This window comes from Pedobacter suwonensis (assembly GCF_044762335.1).
Classification (GTDB): domain Bacteria; phylum Bacteroidota; class Bacteroidia; order Sphingobacteriales; family Sphingobacteriaceae; genus Pedobacter.
On the sequence record NZ_JBIWEB010000005.1, the window covers coordinates 1 to 22386 of the forward strand.

The 22386-nt window shown below is 44.3% G+C and carries 26 protein-coding genes; 23 read left to right on the forward strand and 3 right to left on the reverse strand.

Annotated elements, in window-relative coordinates; all coding sequences use genetic code 11:
- Positions 1 to 330: 330 nt before the first annotated feature.
- Positions 331 to 567 carry a hypothetical protein gene (locus ACIQXP_RS09575; RefSeq protein WP_387505524.1) on the reverse strand — a complete coding sequence of 79 codons (237 nt, stop codon included), beginning with the start codon at positions 565 to 567 and terminating at the stop codon, positions 331 to 333.
- 676 nt (positions 568 to 1243) lie between these two features.
- On the opposite strand from ACIQXP_RS09575, the gene ACIQXP_RS09580 reads away from it, so the two are divergent.
- The 22 genes from ACIQXP_RS09580 (at position 1244) to traN (ending at position 18174) form a co-directional block, all read left to right on the forward strand.
- Entirely contained in the window at positions 1244 to 2131 is an 888-nt protein-coding gene (locus tag ACIQXP_RS09580) for an RteC domain-containing protein (RefSeq protein WP_387505522.1), read from the forward strand.
- Between the two features lie 336 nt (positions 2132 to 2467).
- Positions 2468 to 3136, forward strand: coding sequence for a hypothetical protein (locus ACIQXP_RS09585; RefSeq protein ID WP_387505521.1), 669 nt, complete (start codon positions 2468 to 2470; stop codon positions 3134 to 3136).
- Positions 3114 to 4073 carry a toprim domain-containing protein gene (locus ACIQXP_RS09590; RefSeq protein ID WP_387505520.1) on the forward strand — a complete coding sequence of 320 codons (960 nt, stop codon included), beginning with the start codon at positions 3114 to 3116 and terminating at the stop codon, positions 4071 to 4073. Before ACIQXP_RS09585 ends, ACIQXP_RS09590 begins: the two co-directional genes overlap by 23 nt.
- A 23-nt stretch (positions 4074 to 4096) precedes the next feature.
- Entirely contained in the window at positions 4097 to 4363 is a 267-nt protein-coding gene (locus ACIQXP_RS09595; protein WP_387505519.1) for a hypothetical protein, read from the forward strand.
- Between the two features lie 378 nt (positions 4364 to 4741).
- Entirely contained in the window at positions 4742 to 5152 is a 411-nt protein-coding gene (locus tag ACIQXP_RS09600) for a plasmid mobilization protein (RefSeq protein ID WP_387505518.1), read from the forward strand.
- 3 nt (positions 5153 to 5155) lie between these two features.
- On the forward strand, positions 5156 to 6388 hold the full coding sequence (locus ACIQXP_RS09605) for a relaxase/mobilization nuclease domain-containing protein (protein ID WP_387505517.1): 1233 nt from the start codon (positions 5156 to 5158) through the stop codon (positions 6386 to 6388).
- Between the two features lie 25 nt (positions 6389 to 6413).
- The gene (locus ACIQXP_RS09610) at positions 6414 to 7049 is read left to right on the forward strand and encodes a ParA family protein (protein ID WP_387505516.1); all 636 of its coding nucleotides are present in this window, start codon (positions 6414 to 6416) and stop codon (positions 7047 to 7049) included.
- A complete protein-coding gene (locus ACIQXP_RS09615; protein WP_387505515.1) occupies positions 7046 to 7477 on the forward strand; it encodes a hypothetical protein in 432 nt (143 codons plus the stop codon). The genes ACIQXP_RS09610 and ACIQXP_RS09615 overlap by 4 nt, the downstream gene beginning before the upstream one ends.
- Positions 7474 to 7812, forward strand: a complete 339-nt coding sequence (locus ACIQXP_RS09620; RefSeq protein WP_387505514.1) for a hypothetical protein — start codon at positions 7474 to 7476, stop codon at positions 7810 to 7812. Before ACIQXP_RS09615 ends, ACIQXP_RS09620 begins: the two co-directional genes overlap by 4 nt.
- Before the next feature lie 5 nt (positions 7813 to 7817).
- On the forward strand, positions 7818 to 8141 hold the full coding sequence (locus ACIQXP_RS09625) for a DUF4134 family protein (RefSeq protein ID WP_387505513.1): 324 nt from the start codon (positions 7818 to 7820) through the stop codon (positions 8139 to 8141).
- A 52-nt stretch (positions 8142 to 8193) separates the two neighbouring features.
- Entirely contained in the window at positions 8194 to 8481 is a 288-nt protein-coding gene (locus ACIQXP_RS09630) for a DUF4134 domain-containing protein (RefSeq protein WP_427430984.1), read from the forward strand.
- Positions 8481 to 8768 carry a DUF4133 domain-containing protein gene (locus ACIQXP_RS09635; protein ID WP_387505511.1) on the forward strand — a complete coding sequence of 96 codons (288 nt, stop codon included), beginning with the start codon at positions 8481 to 8483 and terminating at the stop codon, positions 8766 to 8768. Before ACIQXP_RS09630 ends, ACIQXP_RS09635 begins: the two co-directional genes overlap by 1 nt.
- Entirely contained in the window at positions 8758 to 11235 is a 2478-nt protein-coding gene (locus tag ACIQXP_RS09640) for a TraG family conjugative transposon ATPase (RefSeq protein ID WP_387505510.1), read from the forward strand. The genes ACIQXP_RS09635 and ACIQXP_RS09640 overlap by 11 nt, the downstream gene beginning before the upstream one ends.
- 4 nt (positions 11236 to 11239) lie before the next feature.
- Positions 11240 to 11905: a hypothetical protein gene (locus ACIQXP_RS09645; protein ID WP_387505509.1), complete on the forward strand. Its 666-nt coding sequence runs from the start codon at positions 11240 to 11242 to the stop codon at positions 11903 to 11905.
- Positions 11902 to 12561 (forward strand): hypothetical protein, encoded by a 660-nt coding sequence (locus ACIQXP_RS09650; RefSeq protein WP_387505508.1) that lies wholly within the window; start codon positions 11902 to 11904, stop codon positions 12559 to 12561. The genes ACIQXP_RS09645 and ACIQXP_RS09650 overlap by 4 nt, the downstream gene beginning before the upstream one ends.
- Before the next feature lies 1 nt (position 12562).
- The gene (locus tag ACIQXP_RS09655) at positions 12563 to 13240 is read left to right on the forward strand and encodes a hypothetical protein (RefSeq protein ID WP_387505507.1); all 678 of its coding nucleotides are present in this window, start codon (positions 12563 to 12565) and stop codon (positions 13238 to 13240) included.
- Positions 13241 to 13242: 2 nt separating this feature from the next.
- On the forward strand, positions 13243 to 14022 hold the full coding sequence (locus ACIQXP_RS09660) for a hypothetical protein (RefSeq protein ID WP_387505506.1): 780 nt from the start codon (positions 13243 to 13245) through the stop codon (positions 14020 to 14022).
- 117 nt (positions 14023 to 14139) lie between these two features.
- Complete coding sequence (locus ACIQXP_RS09665) at positions 14140 to 15150, forward strand: TraJ family protein (RefSeq protein WP_387505505.1); 1011 nt, start codon at positions 14140 to 14142, stop codon at positions 15148 to 15150.
- Positions 15151 to 15153: 3 nt separating this feature from the next.
- The gene (gene traK, locus ACIQXP_RS09670; RefSeq protein WP_387505504.1) at positions 15154 to 15774 is read left to right on the forward strand and encodes a conjugative transposon protein TraK; all 621 of its coding nucleotides are present in this window, start codon (positions 15154 to 15156) and stop codon (positions 15772 to 15774) included.
- A gap of 19 nt (positions 15775 to 15793) precedes the next feature.
- Positions 15794 to 16072 (forward strand): hypothetical protein, encoded by a 279-nt coding sequence (locus ACIQXP_RS09675; RefSeq protein ID WP_387505503.1) that lies wholly within the window; start codon positions 15794 to 15796, stop codon positions 16070 to 16072.
- 10 nt (positions 16073 to 16082) lie between these two features.
- On the forward strand, positions 16083 to 17300 hold the full coding sequence (traM, locus tag ACIQXP_RS09680) for a conjugative transposon protein TraM (protein WP_387505502.1): 1218 nt from the start codon (positions 16083 to 16085) through the stop codon (positions 17298 to 17300).
- 4 nt (positions 17301 to 17304) lie between these two features.
- The gene (gene traN / locus ACIQXP_RS09685) at positions 17305 to 18174 is read left to right on the forward strand and encodes a conjugative transposon protein TraN (protein WP_387505501.1); all 870 of its coding nucleotides are present in this window, start codon (positions 17305 to 17307) and stop codon (positions 18172 to 18174) included.
- Between the two features lie 57 nt (positions 18175 to 18231).
- Here traN and ACIQXP_RS09690 read toward each other — a convergent pair whose 3' ends face one another.
- Both ACIQXP_RS09690 and ACIQXP_RS09695 read right to left on the reverse strand, forming a co-directional pair.
- The gene (locus tag ACIQXP_RS09690) at positions 18232 to 19293 is read right to left on the reverse strand and encodes a nucleotidyl transferase AbiEii/AbiGii toxin family protein (protein ID WP_387505500.1); all 1062 of its coding nucleotides are present in this window, start codon (positions 19291 to 19293) and stop codon (positions 18232 to 18234) included.
- Positions 19294 to 19298: 5 nt separating this feature from the next.
- Positions 19299 to 20039, reverse strand: a complete 741-nt coding sequence (locus ACIQXP_RS09695) for a DUF6577 family protein (protein WP_387505499.1) — start codon at positions 20037 to 20039, stop codon at positions 19299 to 19301.
- Between the two features lie 303 nt (positions 20040 to 20342).
- On the opposite strand from ACIQXP_RS09695, the gene ACIQXP_RS09700 reads away from it, so the two are divergent.
- The gene (locus tag ACIQXP_RS09700) at positions 20343 to 22385 is read left to right on the forward strand and encodes a TraM recognition domain-containing protein (protein WP_387505498.1); all 2043 of its coding nucleotides are present in this window, start codon (positions 20343 to 20345) and stop codon (positions 22383 to 22385) included.
- The last annotated feature ends 1 nt before the right edge of the window (position 22386 follow it).

The following is a 22386-nucleotide window of genomic DNA, read 5'->3' on the forward strand; positions in this document are numbered from 1 at the left end:
CCTTTTTGCACAACAACTTCTGCTTTTTTCAAGCAACAACTCTGGGGGTCAATTTGAAATTGGCGAAAGGGGGTCAAATTTATTGGTATATGCAGCGGGCTGTCAATTTCATAAAAATAAGATACAATGCAAATTTGTACAGATTTGTAGAGCGTCATATCAAAACAGATCGGACAAAAAACTCAAATGCTTCCCCCCAATATATGCGGAATATATTTGCACCAAGCTGGGAATTTTCTCCGAAAGTTGTCAGAAAGGTAAGATCATGGCTCACAACAATGGTCGCTTATATAGATACTCATTTTCCTGAACAGTTTAAGATTCTGTTGATTATTTTGTTTCTAAAAGTTCCAGTAAACCCTGATTTTTTAATAATTTAACCAGCTCGTTGAACCACGAATAACAAAAACCATTAAGTTTCATAACTTTTCCCCAGCCTAAATCCGTAATATTTCTTATTGTTGAAAAACCCAGTTCAACACTTTTATTTTTGAAGTGATCACTAACAGGTAATTGATCAATAGCTCGATCAAGAAATCCTTCATTGCCTTGTCTTTTCTCTTGCATAATAGAAGAGCATTAATCTGATTAAGCCTTTAAGAAATGAATTTTATTTTTTTGCTAAGATGGCCGCCATGCTCCAGTTTGAATCTACAATGCGGCCTTTTATTATAACTTTGGCTATGTCCTTTTAGCACAAAGTGTTATCCCCATATATTATTTATTTCTGCATTATTTTGTATCTCAAATGTACTTAACGTTTACCAAATAAAAAGAGGTATTTACAAAAAAATCACCACCCCAAAGTGTAACATAAATATCCTTTTCAGCATATCATTAAAGCCGGTTATTAATAAATGTGACACTTGTCCTATGTCATGTTTGTCACTTTTTTTCAAAAATAAATCCTCCCAAATTGGCGCTTATTCACAAAAAAAATATGCGTTATGATAAAATATTTTTCAGGAATTTATGTTAAAAACGAATGTGTTGCATTAGTAGAATTGGTTCGCCATGGTCTACATAGTCGAATGCGACCTGATGCCTCGATTGTGCCACCATTAGCGTGCTTAACCAAGCGGAAAGAATAGTAACCCGATTTTTCCGTAAAGACGACAGGCAATGAAATTGGATTTTTGAAAGGTCTAAGCCAAAGTCATGTCCCCGTAGATTTTTAACAAGAATCAGACTGTATTGACAGGAACAAACTTGAACAATAAGTCACTTACCTAATCAACAACTTATGATATACGATTTTAGCTCAGAACTGTATGAACAGCTCGAAGAAGGTTTGAGAAGCATTGAAAGCTCATTAATAAATTATCCAGAAAAGCTTGATAACTTTAACATTTGCATCGGCCATAATTTGAAATTGCTTGAGAATTTCATTCTGGAGAATGGTTTTAAGGATGAAACTGAAGAAATTTATTTTTTCAAGCATATTTATCCGCGCTTTTATTCTTGGTACATTTATCACAACGAATTGGCAGCTATGCTCAAACTCGTACCACAGCATGGTACAGATATCATGGTTAGGGATTTTTATATACAGGAATATCAATATCAGCTTCGATTTTTTGACCAGCACCGGGCAGTTTATGAGTACTACCTTGCAGATGACGATGATAGGGATCATATGTTTTTTCTGCCGAGGAACTATAAAGCGCTGAGCCCCTTACCTGTTAATACACCCTTCGATTTGCGTTTCCTCACAAACCAGGGTTACACCTTTGCAAGATTCATTGCATATGACCGTTTGCAGGAGTATACCGGACGTAAGCTTCGGTTATTGTATCGAAACCCGGAGAGTGAATATGTGCAGGCACTGCTCAAAGGTAGCAAGAGACGATGGACCGGAGACAAGATTGAGCTCATCGAAATTGCTTACGGCATTTATTACACCAGGCGTATGAATGATGGCAAAGTAGAAGTCCGGGATATAGTAGAATGGCTCGAAGATACTTTGGGCGTGGATCTGGGAGATGCTTACCGCATGTTCGCGGATTTGCAGCGTCGTAAGAATAGCAGTTATACCAAATATCTGGAAGAGATGATGTCAGCAGTGCGAGAGCAAATTTTGGAGAAAGATCGCTTCAAAGCAAGCAAACGTAAACTAAACAAGCAAAAATAAATCGTTCCCCATTTTCAGAAATGGGGAATACATCAGATTTGCTCTCCGCAATTTTGGTCTTGTTACCAAGCAAGATCTTTGACATCATGGAACGAAGCATTTCCGGCCTAACTCTCCGGAAATTGTTGTGCAGCTGCGCAATGCAAGTAATCGTCTTTTGACATTTACTGGCGGGGCAGTGATCCGCAGGCAGTCCGTTTGGACGAGGGAGGTAGATCCTTACGCAGGTAGTTCCATTTTTGATATACATTTTCAGGATGCGTTTGCCAGAGAATGTTTGCAGAGGGGCTTTTTAGCCCCTTTTCTGTTTTCGGCTAATTATAAAAACCTAAGATTATGTCTATCGTTCATCTTGATACTTTTGTAAAGCTCGGCGGAGATCCTGAAGATTCTGACGCCATCCGATGGTTAAGGCCACGCCTAACCAATGCCCCTGATTTCACCATTGATCGAATCCTGCCCACTGGCACTACCAGGGTGTTGACCAGATACCTGAAACATCTTGGCCTTTTGCCTTGGACAAATGAGTTGTTGCAGGAGGTACACTATAGCAGGCGCATTGACGGAACATTGTGCAGTTATTCCGCATTGGGATGGTTGAATGAGGCGGGTGGCTGGGTGATACAGAATGCGTGCTGGCGCGGATTACTTGGACAAAAAGCGATCACGGTAAGATTGGGAAGTTCTTCACGGGTTGCCATTTTTGAAACCTATTTTGAATTTTTGAAATGGTATCAGTTCTATAGGGCTCCGGATCATACTGTCATTGTACTGAACTCTTCAGATTTCCTTGAGGCGGGTATGTTTCTATGCCGTTATTTTAAGCAGGCGGAACTCTTTTTTAGCAACGAACGGTTCTGGAAAAGGATTGACCTGAGATACGGTAATGTTATAGACCGCTCAGTACAATATGCGCCGTTAAATGAGGGATATCGCAATTTCCTGGATTCCAAATTACCCACTCTTTGTAAACCCATAACTTATGAACCACTACATCGATGCTAACGCACTTCGTGAGCAGGTAAGCTTGCCGGAGTTGCTCCGCCGTTTAGGCCACCAGCCAGTCAGTAAATCTGGAGGAGAACTGAAATACCATAGTCCAATAAGAAACGGGGACCGCAGTCCTTCCTTTACCGTCAGAGCGGATACTAATCAGTGGTATGATTTCGGTCTTCCCGGTGGAGGTGATCTGATCAGTTTTGGGGTGACCTACTGGCCTGGGCTCAGTTTTTACCAGGTGTTGAAAAAAATTCAGGAGGTCTGCGACCTACCGGAAAGTAAGCTGATTTTTGCAGAAAGACCCAAGGAGCCCAGACCAAGAAAGGCGGAAAAGGTACAATCTTATGAGCTGTTTTGCATAAGGCCTTTAGGAAGTAACCCTTTGTTAGAGGAATATCTAAAGTCCCGAAAGGTTTGGGAGGCTGCTCAAGGCAGGCTTTCGGAAATCTATCTCCGCTGCATCGCCGGTCCAAGAGCGGGAAAGAAACTTTTTGGCGTCGGCTGGCAGAATGAGTACATGGACTGGGAGATTCGTACTGCTGCCCAATGGAAGCATTGCCTCGGTCAAAAAGGGATGAGTTTGTTTAAAGGTGATCCAAACCAGGTCGTACTCTTTGAAGGGATGATGGATTACCTGAGCTGGGCAACGAAAAATCCAGGGGATAAGTCATCTGTGTATGTGCTCAACAGCATAGCAATGATCGAACATGCGATTAATGCGACTGCGGACTTTGAGCAAAAAACGTGCTTTTTCGACAACGACGAAGCGGGACGAAAAGCAACTGTTTCTTTCCAGGCTGTTTATCCGGATGCCATTGACGGTGCATCGGCTTATCAGGGTTATGAGGATTACAATGCGATGCTTATGGACGAGCCTGAGCTAAGAATGCCCTGGGAAGAAGAAGGGGTTTTTCAGAAAATTCTGAATACCTACAAACGTTAAACCAATTATTACTAACCTATAAGATGATGATGTACTGTTTTATCAATTCCAATTTCCTGTTAGCCTTGGCGGTGATAGCCGGCAACCTGCTGCTTCTTGTTGCCGCACTTTATTTTGCTGCAGAAGCGTTGCGCAGCCAATCAAAGGTAGTGGTTGCCTATTTGTCAGGCAAGGCCGATGCGTTAGAAGAAGTACTTAAAGGCTTTCAGGAAAAGCAAAGTGATCAGCGGCCAGCCGAGGTGCCGAAAGGTGCAGAATCAGAAGCGGCTGAACATGTAGATAGCCGATAGGCACGTTAGCGCATTGGCCAGCCAAATGGCCCATCACTTGGTTAGCCCAACGATTGGCCAATTGGCGAACTAAGTGATTAGCGGACTTATTTATTAGCGGGCCTAACAATCGGCTGCTTTGCCAGCCGATTAGCTAAGCAGCCTAATAGCCAATTTGCTAAAACCCCAAGTTGCGCGGGGTTTTTACTCCTTTTCCCGTACCTCTCCCCTGATCAGGGGGAGAGGCGGGTAAAGGCAAGTTAGTTTTCGGGTACCCGAAAACACAACTTGCCGAATACAAAAGAGCCGGTATTTTTAAGAAGGCTACTGCAAATCAGCTAAGCGCTAAGCCAGCCAATCGCGAATTGTCGTAATCAATACCCGTATTTTTTAAAGCCTATGAAAACAGATTCAAAAAAGGTAGGCAGGCCTGTGCTGGAATCGGGAAAGCGTGAACATTTATTAAAGGCGAAGCTGACCGAAGAAGAGCATCAGCAGGTACTTGCTATGGCCAGGCAACTGGGGATCACCCGGACGGAACTTATCCGTTCCAGACTACTCAGCCAACATGGGCAAGTGGTGATTAATACTTCTGAACTCCTAGCCTCCCTGGACAGTATTGGAGCGGAATTAGGGAGATGCGGAAATAATATTAACCAACTTGCCCGGCATGCAAATGTCCTGAACAAACGGGGAATGCTGGACGGAGAAGTGTTCTCGACATTTAACCTGCATTTTGCACGTTACCTGGAGCAGCACATAGAGATCCAAAAAATGATGCGGCAGTTGATCCGCTTAATGACCGGTTGATGAATGATCGTGAAAATCTTGCGCAAGTCCGAAACCTTCAATGGTGTAGGATACAATTCCAATAAGATGGAAAAGGATAAAGGTGAACTCATGCTGGTGTCTGGATTCGGCGCCCTGCAGGGACTTGACAACCTACGACCCTCTGACTACATAAATTACCTGGAGGCATTGTCTTCCCGAAGTTCAAAAACAAAATATCCCCAGCTGCATGTCAGCATTTCTTGTAAAGGTCAGTCGCATACCAAACAGCAACTTACTGGAATTGCATCTGAATGGATGAAAGGAATGGGCTATGGAATGCAGCCTTACATTGTCGTCTTCCATAGCGATACAGCCAACGCACACGTGCATATTGTCTCTACCCGGGTTGACCGTTCTGGAAAAAAAATCAATGACTCTTTTGAAAAGTTAAAAGCGTACCAGGTGCTAAACCGGATCATGGCTCAGGACCCTGCAGAGCAATGTAAGAAGGATGCAAGGGAAGCGCTCGCCTACAACTTTTCCACCCGGCCTCAGTTTGCAATGCTCATGGAAGCCAGAGGATATAAGCTTGAAATTAAAGGAGCGAATTACCAGCTATATAAATTTGGTCACATATTGGGCAAGGTGGCACTCGGCGAGGTGGACAGCCGGATTGCGGTCTATGAAAAAAACAGGGCACGCACGATTCAGCTCCGTGCGATTGTCGAACGCTACCGCGCCTTACATTCTGGAGAATTGTTTCCCGTATCCAAGCCTTTACCGGGAGGAGCCGCTGGCCCGGCATTTTCCTATTCCTCAAAACTAGCTGAAGTACTCCAACAGAAATTTGGGCTGCAGCTTTTGTATCATGGCACGCCCGGCAAGCCACCTTACGGCTTTTCTATTTTAGATCATAAAGAGAAAATGGTACTGAAAGGGAAAGAGCTGATGGACATCAAGGAGTTGATCGCCCCGGTCACAGGGCACACTGAACCTATACCACAAAAGCCTGTTGCCATAAAAGCAACTCTCGAAGAGGATATTCTTGAAGTGGGTGAGGCTAATCTACCCGTCCCGCAGTCTGAGCCTGAGGCAAGCAAAGTGTCCGCCTGGACAGCTGATGTTGCAAAAGATCAAAATGAGCAGTCCGGAGCAACTACTTTCTTATCTGCACTGGAGGATCTTCGTCTGGATATTTCAGGTGACGTCGATGACGAGCAGATCCTTGGGCCAACCCGGAGGCGAAAACGGAAGGCCCGAACAAATACCCGATAATTATTAACTTTTTAATCGCTTTTTTATGGTCATTTTAATTGGCAATCAAAAAGGTGGCGCAGGCAAGAGTACGCTCACCCTGCTGCTAGCGAACTACCTAAGCCAGGTTCGAAAGCGCAGGATTACTGTTCTGGATATGGATTACCAGCAAAGCATTGTCACTAAATATGAAAAGGCTAAGGTGCTGGAAAACCCTGAACCGTATGAGGTGATCCCTTGCGACCTGAAACATTTTCCAATACTACTAGAAGCTATCCAGCGAAAAAAAGGTGAGTTGCTACTAATTGATTTGCCGGGAAAGATGGATGATGACGGACTGATCCCGGTTTTTCTGTCGGCCGATCTGATACTTTGCCCGTTCAATTATGATGAGTTTTCAGTAGACTCAACCCTGCTATTTGCAATGGTGACCCAGCGGATCAATAACCGCGCTCCTTTGCTTTTTGTGCCCAACCGGATAAAAAGTACGGTACGCTATGAGACCCGACAGCAGGTGGATCAGGTACTGGAGCGTTTCGGCAAACTCTGCCCCGCGATTGCAGACCGGGTAGATTTTCAGCGGTTGAACACCAATGAAACACCAGCAATCGTTCTTCCTGTCGTCCTTCCGCTGCTGGAACTGATTTATGAAAAATACATTCCAAGGGAGGGCGTTTCATGAACCAGCAGATCAAAAGCCTCGCGGATGAAATCAGGGAAAAACTCCGTGATCAGCAGCCCCCCGCAGCAGAAAAGGATGATGGAAAGACTATGGATGTCAGTCCTGAAATCCAACCAGAAGCTGATCTGGTTAGTAGCGACCCTTTACCACTCGCTGTTGATTTAGACCCATTGGTGCAGGCTCCCAAAAAGTATACTGATGCCCAAGTAACCCGGTTTTTCGAACAGTTAGAGGGCTTTCAGTATTTGGGCGAACAGAAAAGCATGATACGGGTGGATGCTGCTACGATGAAGCTGCTCCGGCGATTAAAGCTTGTGCGGGGTGTAGAGATGAACAAGCTTATTGTTTTTGCATTACACCAACTGCTGTCCCGACATCCTTGGCTGCAGACCTATATCCAAGATTCACTTAAAAATCCTGATTTATGACATGGACTACTTTCGGCCTTTGGTTAGGCATGGCTTATTTGTTATACTATGGCCTGAACCTGGCCTTTGATCTATTGATTTCTAATAGGGCGCAAACATCAGAGCCATCGCAGGAAGAACTCTTCTTTGAAGAATCTTCGGAGCCATTACTTGTTTCCTATTTGAAGGATGCACCTGTAGAGGAGATCCCGGAAATCGGCGGGACTACAGCAGCGTCCGCCTCCGGAGTGCTAAGCTCGGGACTGGTGCAGGCCACCGGCGCTTTGAGCATTGCCGAACTGCTGATCAGAGCCAAGGATGAGCTCATCGAGCACACCAGGGCAATTCCGTATTGATCACTATGAATTCCAAATTTTTTAAGACAGTTCCCGCTGTCTTTTTTTTTGCCTTTTTTTTCGCTAATTCCCCGCTTTCGCTCTATGCCCAGCCAGGTGTCGCAGAGCTTTATAAGGCGGCAGACGAAGTTCACCGCTGGTACTTCAGCTTAACAGACTTAATCCTGGTGATGGCTGCCATCGCCGGAATGTTCGGAGGTCTTCGTGTTTACGCCAATTGGCAATCCGGTGCCCGTCACATTGATGCCCAGGTTATGGGCTGGTTTTTTTCCTGCCTTTTCCTGCTGCTGGTCGCAGGATTTCTCAGCGCCCTTTATGGGATTTATTAATCCAATAGTTTACCATTAATCTTTCTTTATGACAGTAAAACCTAAAAGTCTATTGTCTTTGGTTGTCATTGCTATGACTTCCTTCAATTCCGCCAAAGCACAGGGCGGTGGTGTGACCGGCATCAATGCTGCCACATCTTCACTGAGCACTTATATTGATCCGGTTTCCTTTCTGATTTTGGCCATCGGCGCTGTAGTTGGCCTCATCGGTGGCGTACGCGTTTACATTAAGTGGAACAATGGTGATCAGGACATCAACAAAGAGATCATGGGCTGGGGTGGATCCTGTCTTTTCCTGGTCTTGGTCTCAGTTGTGATCAAAGCCTTTTTTGGCGTATAATGATTCGTTATCCAATTTATAAGGGGCTTCAGAAGCCCCTTATCTATCGTGGTTTTCGTGGAAAGTTTATCGCCTGGGGTATCGGTTCGCTCGTCATTGGCCTGGTGTCCGGAGGAATCATTGGTGCCCTGTCCAATATGTATTTAGGAGGAGTGTTTACCATTTTGAATGCCTCGGCAGGTATGTTTTACACCTTCCAAAAACAGAAAGGAGGCCTTCATTCCAAGACGCGACATCAGGGTGTCATGATCCATCCGAACCCTTTTTCTAAATCCTATGCAACATAAACGGGCATTTGAAATGCCTTTTGCTGGAATCGATGAATTCCAGGGAAAGGCGATCTTGCTGGGAAATGGTGGTGAAAGTTCAGTGATCATGAGCATCAGAAACCCGGTCGTACAATATGGCGCTGACGCCCAGCCCTATCAAGGTTATCAGCAAATTCTGCTCAACGCCATCAAAATCCTTGGAGAAGGTTATCTCCTACAAAAGCAGGATGTTTTTTCCAAACACACGTTTGGCCCACGCCCCGCACCTACATTTCTTCAGCAAAAATACAATGACCATTTTTCAGGCAGGATCAGTACACAGGTCACTACGTATCTCATCCTCACCCGGCAAGTGAAAAAAGGTGCCTTTTACGTATACAACGAAAAGCTTCTTTCCGAATTAGTTCAGCATACAGACAAACTACTGGACTTATTTTCCGGTGCAGGTCTATCGCCCATATTGTTAACAGAAGCTGACATTCAGAAGTACGTCACCAGGATTCTTGCTATGGAGTTTTCCTCCGAACATCCGGTCATGGACAACCTGCTTTGCGGTGATCAGCAGCTGGGACTTGGTGGCCGGGCTGTCCGAAGTATTTCACTGATCAATACAGACATTATAGATCTGCCGGAGGAAATAGGACCGTACAATGAACGTCAGGAATCTGCCGCGCTCAAAGGCTTTCCAGTAGACAACCTGTTTTTCCTGCACCAGGTTCCGGGTTATTCTTGTATGATCTACAACCAGGTCATTGAAATCCCGGGACAACAGCAGGTGCTAACCAAACTGGAGGTCAAGCGCAAGCGGCATAGTGGTGTACCGGATCCAGCCAATCTGGTTTGTGTGCAGGATATCGACAGACTGATGGAAGACGTAGCTAGGGAAAACCAGTTGTTGGTTCAGGCTCACTTCAATATCCTGATCTGTGCGGATCTGGATAAAATCTCCAGAGCTTCTAACTTTGTGGAGTCTTCTCTTTTTCAACAAGGGATTTTACCCAGCAGGCAAAGCTATAACCAGATGGAACTGTTCAGGACAGCCCTGCCTGGCAATGGGGTTGAACTCAAAGTTTACGATTGGTTTTTGACGACGGCAGATGCGGCGCTTTGTTTTTTCTTTAAAGAAAGTCTGCAACAGGATGAAGATTCCGAATTCCTGATCCGCTTTACCAATAGGGAAGGGATTCCCATCGGCATCGATCCCTGCGATTTACCCATGAGGACAAACAGGGTGAACAATCGGAATAAACTCATCTGCGGGCCATCCGGATCCGGTAAGTCAGTATGCGTGAATGCTATAGTTGAGCAATATTTGTTATATAACATGGATGTGGTCATCGTAGATGTCGGCCATTCCTATTCAGGGTTAAACTCCTATCTAAAGGCCAGGTATGTAACCTATTCGGAGGATAAGCCCATCACAATGAACCCTTTCCTTATCAGTCAATCTGAATATAACATTGAAAAGAAGGATTTTCTGATTACCCTTGTTTCTTTGCTTTGGAAAGGTGCTGAAGGACAGATTTCCTCGGTGGAACGTGATGTGATCGCAAGTGTCATCTCTGGTTATTATGCCACTTATTTTTCCGGTTCCGATGGCAATGGAAAGGAGGCGTTTAACATATCCGAGCTTAACTTCAATAGTTTTTATGAGTATATGCTATGGCGTGTCCCTCAGATCAAGGAGCAGGAGCGTATCCCCTTTGACCTGGATGAATGTCGGTTCGTACTTAAGAAATTCTACCGGGATGGGGAATACCAGACAATCCTGAACGAGCGTACGGATGATTCACTGTTTTCCGAACCTTTTATTGTCTTTGAAATCGATTCGGTACAGAATAACAAAATTTTGTTTCCAATCATTACGCTTACAATCATCGATCTGTTCATTCAGAAGATGCGCTTCCGCACCCATCAACGCAAATGCCTTATTTTAGAAGAATGCTGGAAAGCCATCGGGTCGCCACTGATGGCAGGATTCTTACTGTACTTAAATAAGACAGTCCGAAAGTTTTGGGGAGAAGTGATCGAAGTCACCCAATCCCTGTCTGATGTGCTGGGGAATCCCATCTTAAAGGAATGCATTATCTCCGAATCGGATACTATCATTCTTTTGGATCAAAGTAAATTTAAGGACAACTATGGGGAGATTGCCCGGTTGTTGTCTTTATCTGAGGCGGAACAGAAGAAGATTTTTACCATCAATAAACTGGACAATCAGGAAGGCCGGGGCCGCTTTAAAGAAGTGTATATCAAGCGGGGATCTGTCGGTGAGGTTTATGGAATAGAACTTTCCATTTACCAGTACCTGGTTTATACAACTGAAAAGCCAGAAAAAAATGCAGTGGAAACCTATGCCCTGCATTTTGGAGATTATTCCAAAGCACTGGATGCATTTGTTTCGCATATGGAAATAAGCGGACTTTCGCTGTCTGCTTTTGTCGCTGAAGTGAACCGTTCAGGCATTTATCCATTATCAACTTAATTTTATGAAACGACTATTTTTATGGGTCGGATGTATGATGTTGTACGGCCTAAGTTATTCGCAGACGATATACATTGATCCAACCACATCTGCTGCTATGGCATCACATGGTAGTATCATTAATTCACAATTGAACAGAACCAATGATAACCTGACGCTGATCCAGCGGGGACAACTGGCTGTAACCGGGCAACTGGCAATCGTCAATGACCTGCAGGGGCAGATTTACCGCGGACTGAGTGAGGTTTCTGCCGTAGTAAGAAACCTGCTTGCTGTAAAAGATATTGCGGAAATCAGCTCGGATATTGTTAATGATGCCAATAAGGCTTTACAGATTGCCGGTTCCAATCCGGTGTTGCTGCTTTTTGCCGAAGGTGGTGCCAGGGAATTTAAGAGCCGATCAATCACGCTGGCTGCTGAGGTAAGCTCATTTGTGCTGTCTGGCGGGGTTAATAATTTAATGGACGCGGGAGAAAGGGCGAGGTTGCTGGGCAGGATAGTCACCGAGCTGACCATCCTGCGCGGAGTAGCCTATGGCATGCACCGCTCCATGTATTGGGCGAAACAGCGAGGCATTTTAAATTCCTTAAATCCATACAGCGGTTTTATTAATATCGACAAGCGCATTGCCGATGACATCATCCGAAATGCTAAGTACTTAAAGCCGTGAAGCATGGTTTTTTTGTTTTGGCATTTATTATTCTGCACGGATCAATATTCGCGCAAACTAATGTAGCGCTGCTTCATCAACTGGTAGATCAGAGCAAGTCAGAAAATGACCGGCAGAAGCAGGCCAGGGATAAACAGGCGGTGACCTCGGCAAACGAGGAAGTCAACCGAGGCCAAATGGCCAGGCTGAAGTCAAAGTACAGAGAGCTACAATCCAGATTTAAGGTCTTAGGCCTGGCTATTGACGCAGCTCAGATTGGTATCCAGGCTGCGCCGATCATTGGGGAGATTATGGATCAGCAGCAGCAGATTATTTCGCTTGCCTCAGATGATCCGCTGCTGACCGCACTGGCTCTGGATGTAGAAGCAGACCTCGTCGGGCAGGCACATTTACTCAGCAATTACCTCTACGGCCTAGCGGTCAGTATAGGCGATTTAAACCAAATGAAATCCTCAGACAGAAAAATCCTGTTTGGGCATGTGCTGGTCGAGCTCAGGCGCATCGCCGGAACATCCCGAGGCCTCGCACAATCCCTTCTTTCTGCAAGTAAAAAGAAAAGACTGGATAGGCTAAATCCCTTTGGAGAATATGTCCAGGAAGACAAACGGTTGGTCGATGACATCTTGCGACAGATATCTATCATAAAACAGCCCTGATATGAGAACATTTTTGCATGCGCTTTTGATGGTATTTTCTCTCTTGATTGTTTGTCTGCGGAGCTTTTCCCAACGGGTGATCTTTGACAGGAACCACTTTACTGCAGTCAGCGAAAACGGAGCGGCGCGGCTTGCGGCAGAAAATACACATAATGGCAATTTATCAGCCATTAAGCAGCAGTTGGATGACATCACCCTGAACGTATCTTCAGTGGTATTGGTGCAGAACATTATTCGGGGCTCTTTAGTAGAGGTGAACCAGGTGTTGAAGACAGGCATTATGGCCAGGCAGGTAGGCCGATTAGCTACCGAAATTGTATCGGAAAGCAACTATATGCTTGATTTGGCAGCCCATGATCCGCATTTGCTATTGTTTGCTGAAGATGTTTCCCGTCAGCTTAAAAACCGTGGGGTTAACCTGGTCACCGAGGTGTCCTCATTCGTCTTACGAGAAGGAGAAAATGTACTTATGGACTTTGATAAGCGCGATTTACTGATGAAAAAGGTGATCCTGGAGTTGCAGGTGATGCGTACACTAGTGTATAGCCTTGGTCGTTCGATGTACTGGGCAAAACAGGCAGGAATTGTCCGGTCGCTCAACCCTTACCAGGGGTTTATCAACCAGGATAAAAGAAAAGCGGAGGAGCTGCTTTTCAATTTGAGACACTTAAAAAATTAATCATGAAAAACATAATATTGGCTTTGCTCTTTTTAGAGCTGGCTACGGCTATGGCTTTTGGTCAAAAGTCTATACGCGATAATGCGATTCGCTACCAGCAGGAGCGCATGGTATTTAAACAATGGGACAGGAATAAATTTGTTCCAGAACCCGGCTTTTTACACTTGAATCCGATGTACTGGCTGACTTGGGGATTGCATCCAAATTATCCAAAAACCGATCTGAGGCCGCTCGGCCCATATGGGCCGCAGACCCAGCGCATGGGAATGGTACTGGCAATGCGACAAAGCAGTAACGCATATAAACTTCATGCGGATACTTTGCGATCTGTTGCATTGAGAGAAATCTCCAACTATGCCGGTGCCATTGCTGATCTGGATCCACTTTGGATGCTATATTATTCCAGGGAATTTCAACCGCTGATCGAACAGAATGACAGTGCGTTGCTTTTCGGATTGGGAAGTAAAGAACAGGTTTACTTGCAGCATACAGGACTATTGGACTGGTACCTTGAGGAAAGCCAGTCTATTCGCGAGAGGCTTGCTGCACTGCGTGCGACCAATATCGACCGGGGGTCCCGGTTGTTGGGATACCATCGCATATTGGGGGAATATCGTACGCTGCGGGCAAGCTGGGAAGCAAAAAAGCAGCGGTCTAAACTTTACTTGTCTTTGGCTGAAACTGCGCAAAAGGTGCGTACGCCCGATGCTTCAACCATGACTGGCGGTATAGAAAATGACAAGCAGATCATCGACAGGATATTGAGACACGCTAAACTATAACAAATGGGGGTGAATATTTTAGGGACTGGGCTGTTACTACAGGCCGCACCCGTCGATCCGGAAGCGTTCAAGAATACATTCAATTTTCTGCAAGGCAATGGGGTTTATGAAGAGAGTATGATGTACTTTCTTAAGGCCATGCGCAACACAGTCTGGACACACTATGATGCCTTTATCGCAGATGCGCAGGCACTATCTGCTATTTTTATGTTGGTTTTTTTTGCGGTTAAGAGTTACGAAATGATGGCTGGCGACAAGCAACTTGAGGTAATGCCTCTTTTGCGCCCATTCGGATTGGTCATGGTTATTTTATGGTGGCCGGTATTTACCAGGATGGTAGCTTTCCCTACCGACATTGTCTCTAATAAGACCGAGGCCATGTTTGATGGCAGCCAGGTCCAGATTAACAATCTGCGTCTTCAACGTGCGCAGCTGATGAATGAAGTCGCTAACCAATTGATGACCATACAGGCTGAAACCGAAACGGCCAAAAAGGAGGCGGATACCTGGTATGAAAATGCCTGGGAATCTGTAAAATCTTCCGTGAAGGAAGGCTTTGCTGAGGTCTGGAACCCCATTGTTGAACTGAGAAATCGCTTGCAGGTAAGTTTGCAATTACTGACCACATCTATGCTGGAAACACTCGCACTTTGGGTGCTGAGGATCTGCGTATATGTGATATTTATAGTTCAGATTATTTTCTCAACCATATTGATCATATTGGGGCCTTTTGCAGTGGCCATCAGTATTTTGCCCGCGTTCCGGGATTCATTTACTACGTGGGTTGCCCGCTTCATTTCAGTAAATCTCTATTCTGGTATTGCATACCTGGTACTCTATGTGGCCTCGCTGTTTCAGCAATATGCTATGGAGGCGGAGATCTCTCGTTATCAGGAACTACTCGCCGGAAGCGCGCCTATGGAAAAGCTAGTTGCATTTGCGGGTAATGGCCTATTATCCTTTGGGATGGTGATCGTTACTTTTTTGATCGGTGGGCTTACTATGCTTACTGTGCCCAGCATTTCTACCTGGGTTGTTTCTACTTCCGGGATCACTTCTGCCGCATCTTCCATGGGACGTGGGGCGTCTAATATTTCCCGTATGGCAATTAAAATGATGAAGGGATAACATATGATCATTAAGAATATTGAGGGAAAAGTCAGATTGGCTACTTTCCTTTCCGCCGGCAGTTTTATTTGCTCAGTTGCTATAGCCATTGGAGTCAGTTTTTTTGCCTACAGGCAGGTGAGCGACGCCAGAAAGTCTATCTACATCTTGGATCCTGGGGGCATTCCGGTGCTTGCCCGGCAGACCGATGTGCAGATGAACCGCGCGGCCGAATACCGGGCTCATATCGCGCGTTTTCATAGCCTGTTCTTTTCGCTAACCCCTGATGACAAGTACATCGAGTACCAGATGAAACAGGCAATGTATCTGATCGATGAGAGTGGGGCAGCACAATACAATAATTTAAAAGAGCGGAACTTTTTTAACTCCATCCTATCTTCAAGTTCAGTACTGACTATTCGAACCGACTCCGTCTTTTTGGATGAAGCGCGCAAATATTTTCGGTATTACGGAACGCAAAAAATTGATCGCCGTAGTTCCACTATTACGCGCTCGCTGGTTACCGAGGGCTATTTACGTGATCTTGAGTTTCGTTCGGACAACAACCCAAACGCAGTATTGATCACATCCTGGAAGACCCTTCAAAACAAAGACCTCGAAAATGTTCAGAAAAACAATCTCTAAGCGCATAACTTTTCTTGCGATGATCATTTTGATCCTTGGATCTGGGATAATGGCTTTTACTGTCCTGCGCAAACCAAAGCCTGATGGGTTTCCCCGGATGCCAGGTATGAATTTCACCTCCGATGCCGGATTAAACCGGACTTTATCTATCTACCAGGATCTGGAGCGACTGGAAGTACTCGGCGATCAGGTCAGGACAATCATCAAAAAAAAGAAATTGACAGATGCGGATAGTGTACTGCTGAAATTTAAGCTGAAGCAGATCGATTCCATTTACAAACGGGCTGTAGCCCATTAAACAGCAACATATGAAAATGAATTTTAAACAGCCCAGATATATCCTGCCGCTGATCCTGTTGCCTTTCCTTTTTATTTTTTTTTATATCTATCAAGGGGTAGCTGATCCTCAGTCGCAGGAAGATCCCGGAAGAGATTCGTTACAAATGAACGTTGCAGGAGTGTCGGACCAGGTGCGGAATTCTGCATTGAGCGGTAAGCTGGATGCTTATCGGGATCGTTTCAAGCAATCGGATGGCTATACGGCAATTGGAGCCATTCAAGAAGAACAAACGGCGGCGGCTGAACCCGGCTCCTTGTACAACGAACGTGAAAAGCGAATGCTGGATTCCATCGATCAGGTTATGAAGTCCAGGTATGGTGGAGCAGGTAGTACGGTGAATCCTGGACGAAGCAAGGCCTATTCTCCTAATGAAAATGCTGCGGGACATACTTCCTCTTTTACCCAGGACAGAGCGCTTGCTGAGGCTTTGGCGAAGATGAGCAGACCTGCTCCCTTGATTGGTTCTGTTTCCAGAAAAAATACCGAGCTGGATGCCATGCAATTATTTCGTCAGCAGATGGCGTTGGTTGACAGTATGGGTAAAGCCGCAGATCCGGATTTCAAGGCCGAGCAGGAAAAAAAACGCCAGTTGGAAGATTTAAAAATCGGTAAGCTGTCTGAGAAAAAGCTGCCAGTGAGTAGATCCCAGTCAGGATCATCCCTATTCAATACCATTACAGCCGACTCGCAGGAGAATTTGATCACTGCCATCATTGATCAGAATGTTACCGGATATGCCGGGTCCAGGCTTCGGATCCGTTTACTGGAGGATATGATGGCTGGTCGTTTCCTCATCAAGAAAGGAACATATCTGTTTGCCCAGATTAATGGCTTCAGCGGACAGCGTGTTAGCATGGTAATTAATTCCATTATGCAAGATGGGCATATCCTGCCGGTACGGCTCGAGGTCTATGATAATGACGGCTCGCCTGGCTTGTATGTTCCCGCTTCCGCCTTCAGGGAATTTTCGCGTGAACTGGGCAATAATACTACCCAAGGGTTGACCCTGCAGCAGCAGGCAGAAAACAACAATCAACTGGTCATGGGCTTACTTCAGAAAATGTTTCAGTCAACTACGACCGCAGTCGGTAAGCTAATCCGGCAGAACAAAGCCAAAATAAAATACAATACCCTGGTCTACTTGATTGACCCGGAAGAACTCAGAAAAAATCAAAATAACTATTAAGCTTATGTCACTCTCTTTCATGCGCCTGCAATTATTCGTTATGCTGGCATTTTTATTTTCGTTCGTTCTTTCGGCTTTTGATGCACTAGCTCAGGAGCGGGCTATTTCTACATTAAACAATTTGCCGAGGATAGAAATTACAAGCGGGATTTCCCTGCACATTGTATCTCCTGAACCTATTCAGAAAGTTGATATATCCAGTCATGCCCTGGTAGGGGATCTGCTGGAGTCGAACGTGTTACGTCTGAAAATTGTTCCTGATTCAGTTTATCTGTTGCTCCGTACTCCGGATGCCTCGGTTGTCGTGACAGTAATTGGTGAGACTTTTATCGCCCAATACCAACTGTGCTTTAGCCCGCCGGGCTTGGGTTTGACGCCCACACTACTTAACATCAGTCCTGAAGATTGTCATCCTTTAGAGGTTTCTGGTGTAGGGTTGTCTACACCAGCTATGAAAGTCCATGCGTTGAGCCTGCTTAGAAACAGATCGACCTCTGCTATTCGGAAGGCAGATGGATATGGAGTCTGCACCAGGCTTAACCAAGTTTACACGCTGGGTGAATACATTTTTCTGGATCTGTCTTTTGAAAACAAGACTGGTCTTAGATATAGCATCGACGAACTTCGTTTCAAGATTGAGGACAAAAAAATCACCAAGGCTACTAATGCGCAGTCAGTAGAGATTGCGCCTATATGGCAACTTTACCCGCTAACCTCTTTCAAACGAAACTATAGGAATGTTTTTGTATTGAAAAAGATGACTTTTCCGGAGAATAAGTTGCTGAATATTGAGCTTACCGAAAAGCAGATTTCCGGTCGCACAATAACTCTAAAAGTGAAATACGGAGATATTTTGAAGGCAGATACGTTTTAATTTGGGTCAAATTTTCGGCAAAATATAGCTATTACTGCCGAAAATTTGATTGTAGATTTAAGCTGATTTGATTAGATAAACCTGATACCAATAGAAGAAAGCTTCAGGATTTCCTTTTTTTAATTTGCTTAGTGGCAAGCTGAATTTTTGATCGATAACCAGGTCTCTAACTTGTTCTTTCCCTGTATACCTTTCAAATTTCTGGAGACCATGTTTTAAGACAGTAGCTATGTATGCTGCTTTCGCCGCATCTGTTGTGGCACGGATTATTTGATAGCTTTCAGAAAAAATGAAGCGTTTGACTGAGTTAATGCCTCTCGACAAAGCATCGTAATCTCCTTTTCCCTCTTTCCCTGCAGTACAAATATGTGAGGCGGTGTCGTATATGTCATCTAATACCCCATTGGCATCAGTTTTACACTCCCTGTAGCCTATTTCTGTTTGAGCGAACACATTGAAGGTTTGAGCAATGATGGAAACATCTTCAACCGATTCAAGTAAACTCCCTATATCATATAGTTGCTTAATGATTTCCATAGATTTTAGATCCTCTCCTTTGTAATAAGGGATCCCAGTAGTGTTTGGGGCAAAGGCGGTGAGCTTATCTCCCAGAATATCTTCATGACAAGGCAGATTTACCAATAACGGTTCTCCATCGTGCTGCACGAAAGAAGAATCTATAGGCCACTCGATAACTTTGACGTAATGGGGATCTTCATAAAGAATGTCTAATAAGACATAATCCTCAGCTTTGTTTTCCTCGTGAATTGGCTTGTAAAAAAACTTATAATGTGCTTTCTTAATTTCTGATGAGGTTTTTCTTTCATGTAATTCCACGCGGGTAAACCCTTGTTCTTGCAGGAATGTTTCGAAGAGGTCATGTAAATCTTGGGGTTTGCTAACGATAATGTCAATATCTATTGACAGACGTTTGGTGCTTCCCATAAGCAGCATTAACGCCGTCCCTCCTTTAAAGACAAATTGTACGTTTGCCTTGACGAGTCCTTCTAAAAGGAGCAACGCGCGGATTACCTTTTCAATGAGGATTTTATCGGCCTTTCTGTTTTGAACAGATATTTTGTCCAACCATTTTTTGGTAAGACTTTCTTTAGATATCATATGGTTTATATTGGTTTAAATTTTTGCTCAGTAAAGCCACCCTCCATAATGTATTTGTGAATGTCTGGTCTTCTGCCCTTACGCGCAGCATAACGTAACAGTTTATTTTCATTAATGGTATACTTGTAATAAGCATTGCGAAAAATAGCCCGCCTCTCGCCACCGGCTAGAAAGCTGAATTCCATGTCGCAAAATACATCTACCAGAATTTTTTCCAGAGACACTAAAGGCAGGTTATTCTGCTCATTAATCGGGCTTTCGGAAATGAGGTACCTTATGATTATTGGTAGACGAAAATCTGGAAGTAGGTCATTGATGAGTGATTCGGATGGTCGTAGAAAAACACCATTAAATTGTTCCTTAATCGAATAATAGATAGATTCTGCAACCTCTTTTTCAACGTCTAAGACAATGAACGGGTAGGCACTTAAATGTTGGGCAAACTCATTAAGTAAGTCAGAGTTCCACGCACAATAAGTAACGTCTGAAAAATTCTTTTGAATAAACTTAAGAATTTTTATTACACGGGGATTCAGTTCCGGGAGGTATTGACGCCCTGAGCCGAGTTCAAACTGTCCTCGGCCAATTCTATGTAATATTGATGATTTTATCATGTCATGTACTCGCCAATTCACTGTACTATCTGGAATATCCGGATCAATGCTTTGGAAATATTCCCGCAAATCGTCTAGCGATATTTCGAGTTTTTCACCAAAGTAGGTTTGTAAATCACTAACAGACTTCATAATGGCTCCTTTCTTTAATTAATCAAATTTACGGCAATTTTTTAATATTAATGCCGAAAATTTGGTTTTGAAAAATGACGTTAAATATTTAATAAATAGTCGATAAGGTGGTGGTTTTTTTTATCCAAAATCTTATAAGGGTTGCAAATAAACAAATCAAATTGTCGGCAATACTACAGGGATATTGCCGACAATTTGATATTAAACTTCATAGGCATTCAGCTATAAATTGCGAGCTAGTTTCTATGCTTGCTTCAAAAAACATTGGTTTTATAGGAAGTCTATAAATCCCCTCCTTAACTTATGGAAGAATCAAAAGAACAGCAGCACCTGCACAGGTTGCTGCAATTTGGTATATATCTTTCTGTGGCATTTGACATCCTGGTATTTGTATACGCTGTTAAAATACTCGCTTTCCCATGGGCAGAGCACTATGGCCTTCACCCATTTTTCCTTGGGCTGAGTAGATTGGTTATGTATCAGACTCCGCTATACAGTAAGGCCTTTACCCTGTTGCTCATTTGCCTGACGTCCGTCGGAACCCTTGGAAGAAAGCAGAAAGACCTAAATCCTAAAAATAGTATTGTTTATCCTTTGTGTGCTGCCTTGTTCGTGTTGGGTCTTGGACTATGGTGTTATGGAAAGCCAGGACAGCAGGTGATCGCTTTAGCGAATTGGTATGAACTGGCTTATATGATCTGCTCCTTTGTTGGTTGCCTGCTTTTGCATGTCGCGATGGACAACATTTCAAAGATCATCAGTTCCAAGTTGAGTAAGGACAAATGGAACGTCGAAGGTGAAAGTTTTATGCAGGCAACCAAACCGGTAATTAGTCCCCACGCGGTAAATATACCAATGCTGTTTTACTACAAAGGAAAGGTACGTAGAGGCTATATCGTGTTGCAGAATTTATACAGGGGCATGATTCTGCTCGGAGTTCCTGGATCCGGTAAAAGTTTTTCTATCGTAATGCCTGTGATCCGAGGTTTGATAGCCAATCGAATGACACTTGTGGTCTACGATATAAAGTTTCCCGACCTGGGAAAGATTGCGTATTACCATTATTTACTGGCAAGGCAAAAGGGAGATTACCAAAATTTCAGCTTTCACGTAATTAACCTTAATGAGCCGGAACGAAGCAGGCGTATTAACCCATGGAAGGCAATCTATTTGCAGACACTTGCGGATGCATCGGAGACGGCGGAAGGTTTGGTTGAAGCTTTAAAGAAAGGAGATAAGTCCGGAGGATCGGATCAATTTTTTACGCAGTCAGCAATCAACTTTCTGGCAGCCTGCATTTATTTTTTCAGCAAATATGATGGAGGCAAGTACTCCAGCCTTCCTCACGTGCTAGCCTTCTTAAATTGTTCCTATGAAGACATCTTTAGTACACTATTCTCTAATAAGGAACTTAGCTCATTGCTTTCCCCATTTATGACTGCTTACAAAGCAAAAGCTTTTGAGCAGCTGGAGGGCCAGGTTGGCACCTTGAAAATTTTCATCAGCCGTATTGCCACCAAGGAAACTTATTGGGTGTTCTCAGGTGACGATTTTGATCTAAAGATCAACAACCCGGTTTCTCCTAGCCTATTGATACTGGCTAACGATCCTCTTACCCAAAGTACCAATGCAGCTTGTTATTCAGTAGTATTGAACCGTATTACCAAGCTGATCAATACAAAAGGCAATCTGCCCGTAGGATTGATCATAGATGAGGCTGCATCACTGATGGTAAACCGCCTGGATCTGCTTTTGGCCCAGGCACGTTCCAATAAAGTGGCGACGCTTTTGGGTTTCCAGTCAATGCAGCAGATCCAGCAGCAATATGGCAAAGAAACAGCAGCTACAATCACATCTATTGTTGGTAACGTTTTATCTGGCTCGGTTCAAAATAAAGATACCCTAGACTGGCTAGAGCGCATATTTGGAAAGGTAAAGCAGCTTAGTGAGAGTGTTTCTATTGATCGCAGTAAAGTGTCGTTATCATTGAGTGAAAAGCTGGAGCCGCTGATCCCGGCGGGAAAGATTGCTGCATTAAAGGCAGGGGAAATGGTGGGCTTGCTCGCTTCCGATGCAGTAGAAGAATATACAGGCAGCTTCGAGCCGTCCACGGTTCATTGCAGAGTGAACCTGGATCTGAATGCCATTAAAAAGGAAGAAGCGGCATACAGGGAATTACCACTCTTCTACAATTTCAAAGGACACAGGGACGAAATCCTGCTTCAAAATTTTAACCGGATTACCGTGGAGGTACAGGAGTTGGTTAAACAGTTTAAACCGGCCGCCAGGCCGGCACAAGTTCCTCCGTCAATGAAAGGTTCAATGATGCCAGGGACAGATAAATAAA

Bases quoted from the DNA above. Each gene is read 5' to 3' on its own strand.
- ACIQXP_RS09575 (WP_387505524.1), bottom strand. From the start codon at position 567: ATGCAAGAGAAAAGACAAGGCAATGAAGGATTTCTTGATCGAGCTATT.
- ACIQXP_RS09580 (WP_387505522.1), top strand. From the start codon at position 1,244: ATGATATACGATTTTAGCTCAGAACTGTATGAACAGCTCGAAGAAGGT.
- ACIQXP_RS09585 (WP_387505521.1), top strand. From the start codon at position 2,468: ATGTCTATCGTTCATCTTGATACTTTTGTAAAGCTCGGCGGAGATCCT.
- ACIQXP_RS09590 (WP_387505520.1), top strand. From the start codon at position 3,114: ATGAACCACTACATCGATGCTAACGCACTTCGTGAGCAGGTAAGCTTG.
- ACIQXP_RS09595 (WP_387505519.1), top strand. From the start codon at position 4,097: ATGATGATGTACTGTTTTATCAATTCCAATTTCCTGTTAGCCTTGGCG.
- ACIQXP_RS09600 (WP_387505518.1), top strand. From the start codon at position 4,742: ATGAAAACAGATTCAAAAAAGGTAGGCAGGCCTGTGCTGGAATCGGGA.
- ACIQXP_RS09605 (WP_387505517.1), top strand. From the start codon at position 5,156: ATGATCGTGAAAATCTTGCGCAAGTCCGAAACCTTCAATGGTGTAGGA.
- ACIQXP_RS09610 (WP_387505516.1), top strand. From the start codon at position 6,414: ATGGTCATTTTAATTGGCAATCAAAAAGGTGGCGCAGGCAAGAGTACG.
- ACIQXP_RS09615 (WP_387505515.1), top strand. From the start codon at position 7,046: ATGAACCAGCAGATCAAAAGCCTCGCGGATGAAATCAGGGAAAAACTC.
- ACIQXP_RS09620 (WP_387505514.1), top strand. From the start codon at position 7,474: ATGACATGGACTACTTTCGGCCTTTGGTTAGGCATGGCTTATTTGTTA.
- ACIQXP_RS09625 (WP_387505513.1), top strand. From the start codon at position 7,818: ATGAATTCCAAATTTTTTAAGACAGTTCCCGCTGTCTTTTTTTTTGCC.
- ACIQXP_RS09635 (WP_387505511.1), top strand. From the start codon at position 8,481: ATGATTCGTTATCCAATTTATAAGGGGCTTCAGAAGCCCCTTATCTAT.
- ACIQXP_RS09640 (WP_387505510.1), top strand. From the start codon at position 8,758: ATGCAACATAAACGGGCATTTGAAATGCCTTTTGCTGGAATCGATGAA.
- ACIQXP_RS09645 (WP_387505509.1), top strand. From the start codon at position 11,240: ATGAAACGACTATTTTTATGGGTCGGATGTATGATGTTGTACGGCCTA.
- ACIQXP_RS09655 (WP_387505507.1), top strand. From the start codon at position 12,563: ATGAGAACATTTTTGCATGCGCTTTTGATGGTATTTTCTCTCTTGATT.
- ACIQXP_RS09660 (WP_387505506.1), top strand. From the start codon at position 13,243: ATGAAAAACATAATATTGGCTTTGCTCTTTTTAGAGCTGGCTACGGCT.
- ACIQXP_RS09665 (WP_387505505.1), top strand. From the start codon at position 14,140: ATGATGTACTTTCTTAAGGCCATGCGCAACACAGTCTGGACACACTAT.
- traK (WP_387505504.1), top strand. From the start codon at position 15,154: ATGATCATTAAGAATATTGAGGGAAAAGTCAGATTGGCTACTTTCCTT.
- ACIQXP_RS09675 (WP_387505503.1), top strand. From the start codon at position 15,794: ATGATCATTTTGATCCTTGGATCTGGGATAATGGCTTTTACTGTCCTG.
- traM (WP_387505502.1), top strand. From the start codon at position 16,083: ATGAAAATGAATTTTAAACAGCCCAGATATATCCTGCCGCTGATCCTG.
- traN (WP_387505501.1), top strand. From the start codon at position 17,305: ATGTCACTCTCTTTCATGCGCCTGCAATTATTCGTTATGCTGGCATTT.
- ACIQXP_RS09690 (WP_387505500.1), bottom strand. From the start codon at position 19,293: ATGATATCTAAAGAAAGTCTTACCAAAAAATGGTTGGACAAAATATCT.
- ACIQXP_RS09695 (WP_387505499.1), bottom strand. From the start codon at position 20,039: ATGAAGTCTGTTAGTGATTTACAAACCTACTTTGGTGAAAAACTCGAA.
- ACIQXP_RS09700 (WP_387505498.1), top strand. From the start codon at position 20,343: ATGGAAGAATCAAAAGAACAGCAGCACCTGCACAGGTTGCTGCAATTT.